The sequence below is a fragment of the Cytobacillus oceanisediminis 2691 genome (assembly GCF_000294775.2).
Classification (GTDB): domain Bacteria; phylum Bacillota; class Bacilli; order Bacillales; family Cytobacillaceae; genus Cytobacillus; species Cytobacillus pseudoceanisediminis.
The window spans coordinates 5,224,675-5,238,744 of the sequence record NZ_CP015506.1 but is presented as its reverse complement, the minus strand read 5'-3'; the positions used below and the strand labels follow the sequence as shown (position 1 = coordinate 5,238,744).

Annotated in this window: 12 protein-coding genes; all 12 read left to right on the top strand. The window is 43.4% G+C overall.

Annotated features, from left to right (window positions below):
• The first annotated feature begins 282 nt into the window (after nucleotides 1-282).
• The 12 genes from A361_RS26130 to A361_RS26075 all read left to right on the top strand — a co-directional run bounded on the left by A361_RS26130 (nucleotide 283) and on the right by A361_RS26075 (nucleotide 14,063).
• Nucleotides 283-927, top strand: coding sequence for a TetR/AcrR family transcriptional regulator (locus A361_RS26130; protein ID WP_019380586.1), 645 nt, complete (start codon nucleotides 283-285; stop codon nucleotides 925-927).
• Nucleotides 928-985: 58 nt separating this feature from the next.
• Nucleotides 986-4,252 (top strand): fused isobutyryl-CoA mutase/GTPase IcmF, encoded by a 3,267-nt coding sequence (icmF, locus tag A361_RS26125; RefSeq protein WP_019380587.1) that lies wholly within the window; start codon nucleotides 986-988, stop codon nucleotides 4,250-4,252.
• A 148-nt stretch (nucleotides 4,253-4,400) separates the two neighbouring features.
• Nucleotides 4,401-4,577, top strand: coding sequence for a hypothetical protein (locus tag A361_RS30650; protein ID WP_019380588.1), 177 nt, complete (start codon nucleotides 4,401-4,403; stop codon nucleotides 4,575-4,577).
• A 409-nt stretch (nucleotides 4,578-4,986) separates the two neighbouring features.
• Nucleotides 4,987-5,565, top strand: coding sequence for a DNA-directed RNA polymerase subunit delta (gene rpoE, locus A361_RS26115; protein ID WP_019380590.1), 579 nt, complete (start codon nucleotides 4,987-4,989; stop codon nucleotides 5,563-5,565).
• A 272-nt stretch (nucleotides 5,566-5,837) separates the two neighbouring features.
• Entirely contained in the window at nucleotides 5,838-7,445 is a 1,608-nt protein-coding gene (locus tag A361_RS26110) for a CTP synthase (protein WP_019380591.1), read from the top strand.
• A gap of 183 nt (nucleotides 7,446-7,628) precedes the next feature.
• Complete coding sequence (locus tag A361_RS26105) at nucleotides 7,629-8,633, top strand: LacI family DNA-binding transcriptional regulator (protein ID WP_019380592.1); 1,005 nt, start codon at nucleotides 7,629-7,631, stop codon at nucleotides 8,631-8,633.
• A gap of 20 nt (nucleotides 8,634-8,653) precedes the next feature.
• Nucleotides 8,654-9,610: a sugar kinase gene (locus A361_RS26100; protein ID WP_009332298.1), complete on the top strand. Its 957-nt coding sequence runs from the start codon at nucleotides 8,654-8,656 to the stop codon at nucleotides 9,608-9,610.
• A gap of 11 nt (nucleotides 9,611-9,621) precedes the next feature.
• On the top strand, nucleotides 9,622-10,167 hold the full coding sequence (gene hxlB / locus A361_RS26095) for a 6-phospho-3-hexuloisomerase (protein ID WP_009332297.1): 546 nt from the start codon (nucleotides 9,622-9,624) through the stop codon (nucleotides 10,165-10,167).
• Between the two features lie 10 nt (nucleotides 10,168-10,177).
• On the top strand, nucleotides 10,178-11,188 hold the full coding sequence (gene allD / locus A361_RS26090) for an ureidoglycolate dehydrogenase (RefSeq protein WP_019380593.1): 1,011 nt from the start codon (nucleotides 10,178-10,180) through the stop codon (nucleotides 11,186-11,188).
• Between the two features lie 26 nt (nucleotides 11,189-11,214).
• On the top strand, nucleotides 11,215-12,219 hold the full coding sequence (locus A361_RS26085) for a TRAP transporter substrate-binding protein (protein ID WP_009332295.1): 1,005 nt from the start codon (nucleotides 11,215-11,217) through the stop codon (nucleotides 12,217-12,219).
• Between the two features lie 78 nt (nucleotides 12,220-12,297).
• A complete protein-coding gene (locus A361_RS26080; RefSeq protein WP_019380594.1) occupies nucleotides 12,298-12,792 on the top strand; it encodes a TRAP transporter small permease in 495 nt (164 codons plus the stop codon).
• On the top strand, nucleotides 12,789-14,063 hold the full coding sequence (locus tag A361_RS26075) for a TRAP transporter large permease (protein WP_009332293.1): 1,275 nt from the start codon (nucleotides 12,789-12,791) through the stop codon (nucleotides 14,061-14,063). The genes A361_RS26080 and A361_RS26075 overlap by 4 nt, the downstream gene beginning before the upstream one ends.
• Nucleotides 14,064-14,070 lie beyond the last annotated feature (7 nt).

Genomic DNA, 14,070 nt, shown 5'->3' with positions numbered 1-14,070 from the left:
TGCTGACTAAGTTTAAGCAATGAGTTGATTGCAGCGGAAGGTGCGAGATCCTCGAAAATGCTATCGCATTTTCTTCGTGCGGTGTTTTTTCTGGGAAGCTTATTCAACGTCCTGCGGGAGTAGCGGGACAGGTGAGACCCCGCAGACGCAGAGCGTCGAGGATGCTCACCGCCCGCCCCGCGGAAAGCGAGCATCCTGGAGCGGAAATCAACGGGCAGAATTCATAAGTTAATACACATTTATAAACAGGCATTATGATTCACGGGAGGCGGTAGGTAAACAATGAAAAAACGGGAAGTGCAGGCTTCTGTTAAAGATGAGCGTCTTGTCAAAAAGAGACGTGATCAGATGATTAAAGGTGCCGTCACCCTTTTTATCCAAAAAGGGTTCCATCGTACAACAACTAGAGAGATCGCGAAGGCATCTGGTTTTAGTATTGGAACGCTTTATGAATACATCCGTACGAAGGAAGACGTACTATATCTGGTTTGTGACAGCATTTATGACCAGGTCGCTGAACGGCTTCAAAAAGGTCTTGATACGAAACAGGGCACGCTTGAAAGCCTGAAACAGGGCATCGCCGATTATTTCAAGGTTGTCGATGAAATGCAGGATGAAGTGCTCGTCATGTACCAGGAAGTAAAGGCTCTGACAAAGGACGCGCTTCCATATGTTCTGAAAAAAGAAATTGAAATGGTCGGCATGTTCGAGCATGTCATTACACTTTGTGTCGAGAACGGGGAACTGGACCTGCCGGAGAAAAAAATCAAAATGATTGCCCATAACATTTTTGTCCAGGGGCAAATGTGGGCATTCCGCCGCTGGTCACTGCAGAAAATGTACAGCATCGATGAATATATCCAGCTGCAGACCAATCTCCTTATTCAAGGAATAAAGGATCCGGGAAGAGTTTCGGAAAAAGCTTAATAATAGCGTGCAGGCAACAGTGCACAGTTGCCTGCGCTTACGGACAAGGGGGAGAACGATGAGCAATCCAGAAGTCTATAAGCCGAAAAATCATATTCGCTTCGTTACGGCTTCCAGCCTATTTGACGGACATGATGCTTCCATTAATATTATGCGCCGCATCATTCAGGCAAGCGGTGCAGAGGTCATCCACCTCGGGCATAACCGTTCTGTGGAGGAAGTCGTAAATGCTGCAATCCAGGAAGATGTGCAGGGAATCGCTATTTCCTCTTATCAGGGAGGACATGTAGAGTACTTCAAATATATGTATGACCTTTTGAAGGAGCGGGGCGCATCCCACATCCGCATTTATGGCGGAGGGGGCGGTGTCATTATCCCGAAGGAAATCAAAGAATTGCATGACTACGGAATCGCGAGGATTTTCTCTCCGGAGGATGGCCGCCAATACGGCCTCCAGGGGATGATTGATCAAATGATCAAGGAGTGTGATTTCCCGACTTTCACAGCTGAAGCATCCGAGCAGATTGAAAAGCTTCAGGATGGGGAAACCAATGCCATTGCCAAGCTGATTACACTGGCTGAGCATCAGGTAACCGTAGGCAAAGAAGTGGCAGCATCGCTTGAGCCGGTCATGGAGAAAGTGAAGTCACTGGAAAAGCAGGTACCTGTAGTGGGAATTACGGGTACAGGCGGTGCTGGAAAAAGCTCGCTGACTGACGAACTGATCCGCCGTTTCATTAATGAAATTCCGGAGAAAAAAGTTGCGATCCTTTCTGTTGATCCGACAAAGCAAAAAACAGGCGGTGCGCTTCTTGGCGACCGTATCCGCATGAACGCCATCTTTAATCCGCGAGTCTACATGCGAAGCCTGGCAACAAGAAATTCCCGCAGCGAGCTGTCGCTTGCGATTCAGGATGCCATATCAGTTGTCAAAGCAGCCGGCTTTGATCTGATTATTGTAGAAACAAGCGGAATCGGGCAGGGGGATGCCGGCATTACGGAAATTTGTGATGCTTCCATGTATGTCATGACAAGTGAATTCGGCGCGCCTTCCCAGCTTGAGAAAATTGATATGATCGATTATGCAGACTTGATCGTCATTAATAAATTTGAGCGCAAAGGTTCTGAAGATGCCATGCGGCAGGTGCAAAAGCAGTACCAGCGCAGCCGGATGCTTTTTGAAAAAGAGCTGGAAGACATGCCTGTCTACGGAACCATTGCCAGCCAGTTTAATGATCCTGGCACAAATGCGGTGTTTGCGGCACTTGTGGAAACAATTAATGGAAAAGCAGGTACAGACTGGAAGACAAGTTTTACAAAAAACGCAAAAGTTGAAAAGCAGAATGTGATTATCCCGAATGAACAGCGCTATTATCTGCGCGAAGTTTCTGAAACAGTCCGCGGCTACCACAAGAAAGCGGAGGAGCAGGCCGATCTTGCCCGCAAACTGTTCCAGCTCGAAGGGGCTCTGCTTGCTGTGAAAGAACAAGAAGGAAATGAAGAAGTTATTGCTTCTCTTGACGCCATTAAATCAGCAGCAGAAGAAAAGCTGTCTGCTGAAACAAAGAAAATCCTTGCTGGCTGGGATGATCTAAAGGAAAAATACACAGGCGAGCAATTTGTGACAAAAATCCGCGATAAAGAAATCGTGACGGTTTTAAAAACAAAAAGCTTATCCGGCCTGTCCATTCCAAAAGTGGCACTGCCTAAGTATAAGGATTACGGAGAAATCATCCGCTGGGTATACAGAGAAAACGTGCCGGGTTCATTCCCTTATACAGCTGGTGTTTTTCCATTTAAACGCGAGGGTGAAGATCCGAAGAGACAGTTTGCCGGAGAAGGTACACCTGAACGGACAAATCGCCGCTTCCATTATCTGTCCAAGGATGATGCCGCGAAGCGTCTGAGCACAGCGTTTGATTCTGTAACCCTATACGGGGAAGATCCTGACTATCGCCCGGACATTTACGGAAAAGTCGGGGAAAGCGGAGTCAGCATCTGTACGCTGGATGATATGAAGAAATTGTATGCAGGATTCGATTTGTGCCATCCATCTACATCTGTATCGATGACGATTAATGGGCCGGCACCGATTATTTTGGCGATGTTCATGAATACGGCCATCGAACAGCAGATTGAAGTAAAAGAGCAGGAGCTTGGCCGCGTGCTGACACCTGAAGAATTCACAGAAGTTAGGGCGAAAACACTGCAGACTGTCCGCGGGACGGTTCAGGCTGACATTTTAAAGGAAGATCAGGGACAGAATACTTGTATCTTCTCGACTGAGTTTGCTTTGAGGATGATGGGGGATATCCAGCAGTACTTTATCGACCATAAAGTCCGAAATTATTACTCTGTTTCTATTTCCGGTTACCATATCGCAGAAGCGGGCGCAAACCCGATTTCTCAGCTTGCCTTTACACTGGCAAATGGCTTCACCTATGTCGAGTACTATTTGAGCAGAGGCATGAACATCAATGATTTTGCACCAAACCTTTCATTCTTCTTCTCCAATGGACTTGATCCGGAGTATACGGTGCTGGGCCGTGTGGCGCGCCGCATCTGGGCAACGGTTATGAGAGATAAGTACGGCGCCAATGAAAGAAGCCAGAAACTGAAGTACCATATCCAGACTTCAGGGCGCTCTCTGCATGCACAGGAAATTGATTTTAACGATATCCGCACAACGCTGCAGGCATTAATGGCGCTTCAGGATAACTGTAACTCCCTTCATACTAATGCTTATGATGAAGCCATTACGACACCGACAGAAGAATCTGTCCGCCGTGCGATGGCCATCCAGATGATCATTACTAAAGAGCATGGATTATCGAAAAATGAAAACCCGCTTCAGGGTGCATTTATTGTAGATGAATTGACAGACCTTGTGGAAGAGCAGGTGCTGAGAGAGTTCGAACGCATCAATGACCGCGGCGGCGTGCTTGGCGCCATGGAAACTCAATACCAGCGCGGCAAAATCCAGGATGAGTCCATGTATTATGAAATGAAGAAGCACACTGGTGAGCTTCCAATTATTGGAGTTAACACGTACTTAAATCCTAATCCTCCTTCAGAGGATGAAATGAATAACATGGAGCTTGCACGGGCAACGAAGGAAGAAAAAGAAACACAGATCCGCAATCTGCGCAGCTTCCAGGACCGCAACAAAGGCAAATCGGAAGAGGCGCTGAAACAATTGAAGGAAGCAGCAGTCAGCGGCGGCAACATTTTTGCCGAACTGATGGAAACCGTCAAAGTGGCAAGCCTTGGCCAAATCACCCGTGCTTTATACGAAGTGGGTGGACAGTACCGCCGGAATATGTAAAACCAAATGGATCAACAGGGCCTGCAGCTGCAGGCCCTTGTTTTCTGCACTTTTATTTAACATAGAATTAATATAAAATACATCCATATCCTATATAATGGAATCAATACATAGCAGTGCACTTCGGGGACCCTGAGGATGTGAAAAAATGAAAAAAATCTTGCTCTACGCAGCCATACTTGCAGCTGCTGCAGGAGTTTACTTTTTATATGGAAAACAGCTGGGAGCCATTGCATTCTTTGTGCTCTCCTTCTACTTCACCTGGCTCGCCTATAAAAAATGGGACCGGCCGGTAAAGGGGAGGAGAAAGAGGAGGGTAAATTAGCTTCTTTTTAACGGATAATGTAAAAAAGTTAATTGTCTTGTTAATACAATTAGAGTTTTTCTGCTGAGTTAATTGGAGTGGAGGACACTTGATCCTCGAAAATGCTGGCGCATTTCCTTCGTGCGGTATTCATTCGAGGAAGCTTATTCAATGTCCTGCGGGAGTCCCCTGCTCCTCCCCGCGGAAAGCAAGTGCCCGCAGATAATTTAAAATCAAGAATAAATCGCATAAAAATACGCAGAACAGCAGATATAACTGGCATAAACCGTAAAAATTTGTTTATAATGAAGAATATGCCTTCTTGGAGGCTGTCCGCACGCATTTTCATACAGCTGCGGAACTTCAGCTTTAATAGTTTGTGATTTGCGCTGCAGAATGAGCGTTTACATAGGGAAAGGAAGTGCTGATATTGAGTTTGGAACAGTTCTCAAAAGAAGAATTACAAGAAATGTCATTAATCGAAGTGGCTTATGAACTTCTGACAAGCAAAAAAGAACCAATGGCCTTTAATGACATTATGAATGAAGTGGCTAAACTTATGAACCTTTCAGAGGAACAAGTCAGGGGAAAAATTGCACAATTCTATACAGATTTAAATATAGATGGCCATTTTATCGGATTGGGCGATAACCGCTGGGGCCTTCGTTCATGGTATCCGGTTGACCAATATGAAGAAGAAATCGTTACCGTAATCAAGCCTAAGAAGAAAAAGGCGAAGAAAAAGGACGACGAGGATCTCGATCTTGAAGATTATGATGAGCTTGATGAAGAAGATATCGATTACGACGATATCGACGGATTTGACGATGATGATCTGACAGAAGACGATGATGACGATCTTCTTGACGATGACGATGATCTTGATGATGATGAGTTCGAGGACGATGATGAAATAATCGAAAAAGATGAAGAATACGACCTTGGCGATGAGGACGAAGAGCTTGAGGAAGATGACCTAGACGCTGACGAAGAGGAAGAAGATTTATAATCTTGACATTTCGTTTCAGGGCTTGTAGAATACTTTTTGGGCTCCTTAAAAAAGGACGATTCGTTTAGACGCTAATAGCGCTCCCTTACTTACTTAAGTAAGAGGGGCGCTTTTTATTTTTTTATAGGCCATGTGCCTTTTTAAAAGAGCTAAACCATCCCTTTGCGATAAGCTTCCGCTGAAAAAATCGGAGGCTGAACAATAGAATTTTTATCATCAAGTCTTTAAACCGGCATCATTATGCACAAACTGATATCAAGGGGGAATTTTTCATGACTAAGTATATTTTTGTTACGGGCGGAGTTGTTTCGTCACTAGGAAAAGGAATCACGGCAGCATCACTTGGCCGCTTATTGAAAAACAGAGGGTTAACGGTTACGATTCAGAAATTCGACCCTTACATAAATGTGGATCCGGGAACAATGAGCCCGTACCAGCATGGTGAGGTGTTTGTAACAGGTGACGGCGCGGAGACTGACCTGGACTTAGGTCACTATGAGCGTTTTGTTGATATTAACCTGACTAAGTACAGCAGTGTAACAACTGGTAAAATTTACTCAACTGTCCTAAGAAAAGAGCGCCGCGGCGACTATAACGGCGGAACGGTACAGGTTATTCCGCATATCACAAATGAAATCAAGGATAAGGTTTTCCGTGCAGGCCATGAAACGAATTCTGATGTGGTCATCACAGAAATCGGTGGAACAGTAGGGGATATTGAGTCACTTCCATTCCTTGAAGCGATCCGCCAGATTAAGAGCGATATCGGCCGTGATAATGTGATGTACATTCACTGTACATTGGTTCCTTATATCAAGGCAGCAGGTGAAATGAAAACAAAGCCTACACAGCACAGTGTGAAAGAACTGAGAAGCCTTGGCATTCAGCCAAACGTCATCGTTCTTCGTACAGAAATGCCAATTTCCCAGGATATGAAGGATAAAATTGCGCTATTCTGTGATATCGATAAAGAAGCAGTTATTGAAGCAACAGATGCGGATACATTATATTCTATACCACTATCTCTTCAAGATCAGAAGCTTGATGAAATTGTCTGCAAGCATTTGAAGCTGGATTGCGGAGAAGCGGACATGACCGAGTGGAAGCAGCTGGTCGACAAGGTTCTGAACCTTTCCAGAAAAACCAGGATTGCCCTTGTCGGTAAATATGTTGAATTGCAGGATGCTTACATTTCAGTCGTCGAAGCCCTAAAACATGCGGGTTATGCTTTTGATTCTGATATTGAAATCAAATGGATCAACTCGGAAGAAGTGGACAGCAGTAATGTCAATGAACTGCTTCAGGATGCGGACGGAATTCTGGTTCCAGGCGGATTTGGCGACCGTGGCATTGAAGGGAAAATCCTTGCGATTCAATATGCCCGTGAGAACAAAAGGCCATTCCTTGGCATCTGTCTTGGTATGCAGCTGGCTTCGATTGAATTTGCAAGAAATGTACTGGGTCTTGAAGGGGCACACTCAGCAGAAATTGCTCCTGAAACACCGCATCCAATTATCGACCTTCTGCCTGAGCAAAAGGATATTGAGGATTTAGGCGGAACTCTAAGACTTGGATTACAAGCTTGTAAATTGAATGAAGAGACAAAAGCCTTTGAGGCATACCAGGACGAAGTGGTATATGAGCGTCATCGCCATCGCTATGAGTTCAATAACCACTACCGCCAGGATATGGAGAAAGCGGGCTTTGTCTTCTCTGGTACAAGCCCGGATGGCCGCTTAGTGGAAATCATCGAAGTGAAGGATCACCCTTGGTTCGTTGCTTCCCAGTTCCATCCTGAATTTATCTCAAGACCAACTCGCCCTCAGCCATTATTCCGTGAATTTGTCGGGGCTTCATTGAAATTTAGCGAGAAATTATAATGTGGAAAAATCCCTCCGGATGCGGAGGGATTTTTTTTGTTCAAACCGTTGTTGAATGATTCCTGCTAAAAATAAAATTCAGAAATTTTAGTATTGATTTTGAAAAGGTTTTCATTTATACTTTCCCTAAACCGGTTTACTAAACCGATTTACTAAATCGGTTTAGCGAGAGGATAGTACAACATGAAAAAAATAACGATGTTAGATGTTGCGCAAAAAGCAAATGTATCAAAGAGCACAGTTTCACAGTATATCAATAATCGCTACGAGTATATGGCGGAATCTACTAAAATACGAATTGAAGATGCCATTCGCGAGCTGGGATATATCCCTAATTTCGTAGCTAAAAGTTTGAAGCAAAAGAAGTCATCAACCATTGGAGTGATTGTTGCCAATATACTTCATACGTTTTCGACAGAAATTATCAGGGCCATTGAAGATGTTTGCGAAAAAAATGAATTTCATTTGTTTGTCTGTAACGCAGACGATAATCCGGAAAAAGAACGTGCATACATTGATATGCTCTTAGCTAAACAAGTTGATGGACTGATTATCTTTCCGACCATCGGAAATGAAGATCAATATAAACGGCTGAAACTTTCAAATTTCCCTATTGTTTTTGTAGATAGAAAGCTTGAAAAAACAATTTATCCAACGCTGCTTTTGGATAACGAGAGAGCAGCTGAGATTGCCGTTCAGGAAATTGTCCAAAAAGGCCATAGGAAAATAGGGCTGGTATCCATGTCCTTAAGCCAAAAAGTGACACCCCGGATCGAACGGATAAATGGATACAAGAAAACGCTGAAACAAAATGATTTGCCTGTAAAGGATGATTGGATTATTGCGGCAGAAAGAAAAGACATTATCCCTGAACTAGAAAAAATGTGGCTGAAAGAAGAAACGCCAGAGGCATTTTTTGCTACAAACGACCTTTCACTCATTGAACTTTTGAAATTTTTAAGAAAAAAGAATTTGAAGGTTCCTGATGATGTAAGCGTTATTGCAGTAGATGACTCTGATTTCCTGGAAATCTCGGCAACACCAATAACAGCCATCAAACAGCCGACTTTTGAAATTGGCAATGATGCCGCTTCAGTTTTATTAGATTTAATTAGAAATCCTCAGTTTGAGGAAGTATATGAGATTAAAAGATATGCTCCTGCTTTAGTTGAGCGGGAATCTTTATAGAGTGTTAGGAGAGAAAAATAATGTCATCACCATTCAAAGTTTTAACAATCGGAGATGCCATGATAACACTGAACCCAGCTGTAAAAGGACCACTTAGATATGTCACCCAGTTTGAACGCAAGGTGGGCGGTGCAGAACTTAACTTTGCCATTGGATGTGCAAGGCTTGGGTTAGACAGCAAGTGGATTAGCCGGCTGGGGGAAGATGAGTTTGGCAGAGTCATATATAACTTCGCTCGGGGAGAGGGCGTAGATGTATCGGGTGTAGATTTTGTAAGCGGCTGCCCGACATCACTTAACTTTAAGGAAATTAATGAGGATGGATCAGGCAAGACATTCTATTACCGATATAACTCGCCTATCTTAACCTTGACACCGGAAATGATTCAGGAAGAACTGTTTGAAAATGTAGATCTTGTCCATCTTACAGGTGTTTTCCTTGCTATTGATTCAAAGAACATCGAAACTGCCGCAAAAGTGATTGAAGTCGCAAAACAAAAAAAGATTCCAATCTCCTTTGATCCAAATATCAGACTGAAGCTTTGGTCGATTGAAGAAGCGAGAAAAGCGTATAAAGAAATTCTTCCGCATGTTGATATCCTGCTGACTGGATTAGAAGAGATCAGGCTAATAAGCGGAATGGAAGAAGAAGATGAACTTGCACTTTTTGCCAGAGAATATGGCATTAGGGATTTGGTCTTAAAGGATGGCGCTAATGGATCAAAGCTATTCCGGAATGGCGATTGGACACGGGCAGAAAGCTTCCGTGTGACTCCTGTTGATACTGTCGGAGCCGGGGATGGATTCGATGCGGGATACATTTATGGGTGGCTGAACGGCTTCAGCAAGGAAAGACTGCTTCAATTTGCTAATGGCGTAGGTGCCCTGGTTACAACCGTCTCAGGAGATAATGAAGGTCTTCCTTATCTTAGTGAAGTAAACGCATTTATTAATAATGACCTTATTGTTGAAAGATAAGGGGTGGACAAATGGATACGATTCTTACAATTCTCAAAGAAATGAGAGCAGTATGCACACATGTCGATAAGAACGAATACGACTCTTTCGTAGCACTTTTAAAGAGTGACGCTCGTTTCTTCTTTACTGGGGAAGGCCGTTCAGGCCTAGTGGCAAAGGCGATTGCCATGCGTCTTATGCATAGCGGAAAAACAGTCTATGTTTTGGGAGAAACGACAACACCGGCCATACAGGAGAACGATATACTAATCGTTTTATCTGGCTCAGCCAAAACAGGACAGACCATAAGTTTTTCTGAAAACGCCTTCAAGGCGGGGGCGAAAGTATTTCTGATCACAACTGACAAAGAGGCCATTCACCAGCCATGCTTTACGGGGGGAATGCAGATTCCTGCGGCAACAAAATACCGCCTTTCAGGAGAACCAGATACGATTCAGCCTCTGGGGAATCAGTTTGATCAGGCTGCACATCTTATTTTAGATGCAGCAATCATAGATAGTTTATCAGAAAGAAATTCGAACGAAGAAATGGTCAAGAAACATACCAACCTGGAGTAGGGGGATCATTATGTCTACTGTGACAATTCATCATGAAGAAGCCAAGAAGCTAGTAGTTCAGAAATTAACAGATGCTGGCTTGCTGCATGAACATGCAGAAAAAGTTGCGGAAATCCTGGTTCATGCGGATTTAAGAAATGTTAATTCACATGGTGTACTTCGTACTGAACATTATGTGAACCGTTTAAATGCGGGAGGAATCAATCCCGCTGCCGAGATTTCATTCAATAAAACTGGTCCTGTGACAGGGGTAGTCGATGGGGATGACGGATTTGGACACGTCATTGCAGATGAAGCCATGAATCATGCCATCCAGATGGCAAAGGAAAATGGTGTGGGAATGGTCACAGCCATTAACAGCAGCCATTGCGGGGCACTTAGCTATTTTGTTCAAAATGCCACAGAGGAAAACCTGATTGGAATTGCGATGACTCATACCGATAAAATTGTCGTGCCATTTGGAGGCAAAGATGCTTTCCTTGGAACCAATCCGATTGCCTATGGTGTACCGGCAAAAACACAGAAGCCATTCATCCTGGATATGGCAACATCGAATGTAGCTCTGGGGAAAATCCTTCAATATAAAGAAGAAGGAAAAGAAATTCCAAAAGGATGGGGTGTAGACGAGAATGGGGAAACCGTAACAGATCCTTCCAAAGTCGTTTCACTTTCTCCGTTTGGCGGGCCTAAGGGCTATGGACTATCAATGATTGTCGACATCTTCTCGGGTTTGCTTGCAGGTGCAGCTTTTGGGCCGCATGTAGCCAAGATGTATGGAGACCTGGATAAGAAGCGGAAGCTTGGCCATTATTTCTGTGCAATTAATCCGGCATTCTTCACGGATGCAGATGCATTCCTGGAAAATATGGATCAAATGATGGAGGAAATCCGTCAGGCCCCTCCAGCTCCGGGTTTTAAAAGTGTTCTTGTGCCAGGTGAAATTGAACAAATGAATGAAGAAAGAAACCTTGAAAAAGGGATAACAATTGCTTCAACGGTCCATCAGTTTTTAACAAACTAAACCTATAGAAAAAGGGGAGAAACATAATGAAATTGAAGTGGTTATCTGGTGTTTTAGCAGCGACATTGATGCTTAGTGCTTGCGGTTCGGGCGGTTCTAATGGGGCAAGCGGCGAGAAGCAAGAGGGAGAAGTAATCAAGTGGAAGTTTGGCCACTTGGCAGATGAGAATCACATTTGGCATAAAACGGCTGAGGAATTTGCAGATCTGGTTAATGAAAAAACAGAAGGGCAAATTGAAATTCAGATATTCCCGAATAACTCTCTTGGCGGAGAAACAGATACAATCAATGCCATTCAGGCGGGTACAGCTGACTTGGTTATTTCTGGTGAAACCATGCAAAACTGGGCACCTAAAGCTGCTTTAATGGCAGTACCGTATGCCTTCCGTGATCTTGACCATGTAAAAACGGTTGTAGAAGGGGAAATCGGTGAAGAAATTGAGAAGGAAATCACTGAAAAAGTTGGCTTGACTCCTTTGTATTATCATACACGTGCTCCACGTAACTTGACTTCAAGTGAGCCAATTGAGTCACCATCTGATTTAAAGGGTTTTTCTATGCGTGTGCCAAATGTTCCATTGTTCCTGAAAGTCTGGGAAGCCGCAGGTGCTAAGCCGCAGGTTATGGACTTCAATGAAGTATTTACTGGCCTCCAGCAAGGAGTTATTAAAGGACAGGAAAATCCGGTTGATTTAATACAGAGCGGCGGGTTGTATGAAGTTCAAAAGTATGTGAATCGTACAGAGCATGTATATTCATGGATTTATATCCTAATTGGCAACAAGCAGTTTGAGGCCTTGAATGATGAACAGAAAAAAGCTGTGACAGAAGCAGCTGCAGAAGCGCAGGCATTTGGAGAAAAACTTTATGATGAAGAAATTTCCAAGATAGAGTCTGAGCTTGAAAGTGAAGGAATGGAGTTTGTTGATGTTGACCAGGATGCCTTCCGTGAAAAAATGCAGCCTGCGATTAAAGATAGCCTTAAGCCAGAACAGTATGAGCTTTATGAAAAAATTCTAGAGGTAGAATAATAGTCTTATTGGAACAAGTTAAAGGCACCGCTGACTATTTTGCCAGCAGTGCCTTTAATTAAAGGAAGGAATGAAAAAATGAAAATACGAATTTGGCTTGACCGAATATTAGCCTTCTTGACTGTTATAAGTTTTTCCGGGGTTATTATCGTGGTTACCATTCAAATCATGTCGCGCTATCTTCCCTACACAGCAATTTGGACGGAAGAGCTTACGCGCTATTTGTTTATATACTCCATTTGCTTTGGGGCACCGCTAGCTTTGCTTCGAGGCGAGTTTATTAATGTAGATCTGATTCTTACAAAAATGTCACATGCTTTTCGCCGGTATTATGAAATTGGAATTTATTTGCTGATTATATTGTTAAGCGGGGTTCTCGTTAAAGAAGGATGGTTCTTTACACAGCTAGGGGAAAATCAGACTTCAGCCACAATGCCTTTTCAAATGTCGGTAATCCACGCTGCAATATTTATCATGAGTGCATTTTTATTATTGTATTCAATTGTCAAAATCATTAGGCTAATCCGAAATGAAGAAGATTTTAATTCACAAATGGGTGGTGGGGAGCTATGATGGCAGCCATTTTGTTTTTCTCGTTCATAATCCTGATATTCCTAGGCGTGCCAGTAGCATTCAGCCTTGGCCTATCTTCACTTTTTTATTTAATACTGGCTGATATCCCGTTAAGCATCATTCCGCAAAAAATGTTTGGAGGGCTAAACTCCTTTGTTTTGCTCTGTATCCCCGGGTTTATTCTGGCAGGAAACTTAATGAATGCTGGCGGTATTACAGATCGCATCATTCAGTTTGCAAATAATTGCTTCGGCCATATCCGAGGGGGACTTGGCTTAGCGAATGTAGGATCATCGATGGGGTTTGCAGGTATTTCAGGTACAGCTTTGGCAGACACAGCCAGTATAGGAGCTATTCTTATTCCTGCTATGAAAAAAGAAGGGTACGGAGCAGGTTTTTCTGCAGCTGTAACGGCATCTTCATCAACAGTTGGCCCGATTATTCCTCCGTCTCTTCCGATGATTATTGTCGGGACACTTGCATCAGTATCTATTGGCGATCTGTTTTTGGCTGGTGCCCTGCCAGGGTTATTACTTGGCCTGGGATTAATGATTCCAACCTATATTATTTCTGTTAAAAGAAATTATCCAAAAGGGGAAAGAAAGTCACTAAAGGAAATATGGAAAAGCTTCACTGGGGCGTTCTGGGCACTATTTATGACAGTTATCATTATGTATGGAATTCTCGGAGGCTACTTCACACCGACTGAAGCGTCTGTCATTGCAGTATTGTATGCCTTTGTTATTGGAATCTTCGTTTATAAAGAGCTTCCCATTAAAAAAATTCCGGAAATTATGCTTTCTTCCATGACAGGTACGGCTTCTATCATGCTTCTCGTAGGTTTTGCAAACCTTTTTGGCTGGATTATGGTAAGTGAGCAGATTCCACAAATGGTTGCAGATGCAATTCTCGGAATCTCGTCAAACCCAATTGTCGTTATTTTATTGATTAACTTGCTGTTATTGTTTGTTGGAACGTTCATGGAGACGATTGCGGCTCTAGTCATTCTGTTCCCGGTGTTATTACCTGTAGCTGCTTCCATTGGTATGGATCCGGTTCAATTTGGGGTCATGATGGTATTAAACCTTGTTATTGGCCTAGTAACGCCTCCTGTTGGTGTTTGTCTATTTGTAGCATCACAAATCGGCAAGATCTCAATTGGAAAAACAGCAAAAGAATTACTGCCATTCTTAGGAGTCAGTCTGGCTGTCTTAATGCTTGTGGCTTTTGTGCCGCAAATCTCACTGTTTCTTCCAAGTTTATTTGAATAGGGGGTAG

Excerpts from the sequence above, each read along its gene's own strand:
- A361_RS26130 (WP_019380586.1), top strand. The coding sequence starts at position 283 with ATGAAAAAACGGGAAGTGCAGGCTTCTGTTAAAGATGAGCGTCTTGTC.
- icmF (WP_019380587.1), top strand. The coding sequence starts at position 986 with ATGAGCAATCCAGAAGTCTATAAGCCGAAAAATCATATTCGCTTCGTT.
- A361_RS30650 (WP_019380588.1), top strand. The coding sequence starts at position 4,401 with ATGAAAAAAATCTTGCTCTACGCAGCCATACTTGCAGCTGCTGCAGGA.
- A361_RS26110 (WP_019380591.1), top strand. The coding sequence starts at position 5,838 with ATGACTAAGTATATTTTTGTTACGGGCGGAGTTGTTTCGTCACTAGGA.
- A361_RS26105 (WP_019380592.1), top strand. The coding sequence starts at position 7,629 with ATGAAAAAAATAACGATGTTAGATGTTGCGCAAAAAGCAAATGTATCA.
- A361_RS26100 (WP_009332298.1), top strand. The coding sequence starts at position 8,654 with ATGTCATCACCATTCAAAGTTTTAACAATCGGAGATGCCATGATAACA.
- hxlB (WP_009332297.1), top strand. The coding sequence starts at position 9,622 with ATGGATACGATTCTTACAATTCTCAAAGAAATGAGAGCAGTATGCACA.
- allD (WP_019380593.1), top strand. The coding sequence starts at position 10,178 with ATGTCTACTGTGACAATTCATCATGAAGAAGCCAAGAAGCTAGTAGTT.
- A361_RS26085 (WP_009332295.1), top strand. The coding sequence starts at position 11,215 with ATGAAATTGAAGTGGTTATCTGGTGTTTTAGCAGCGACATTGATGCTT.
- A361_RS26080 (WP_019380594.1), top strand. The coding sequence starts at position 12,298 with ATGAAAATACGAATTTGGCTTGACCGAATATTAGCCTTCTTGACTGTT.
- A361_RS26075 (WP_009332293.1), top strand. The coding sequence starts at position 12,789 with ATGATGGCAGCCATTTTGTTTTTCTCGTTCATAATCCTGATATTCCTA.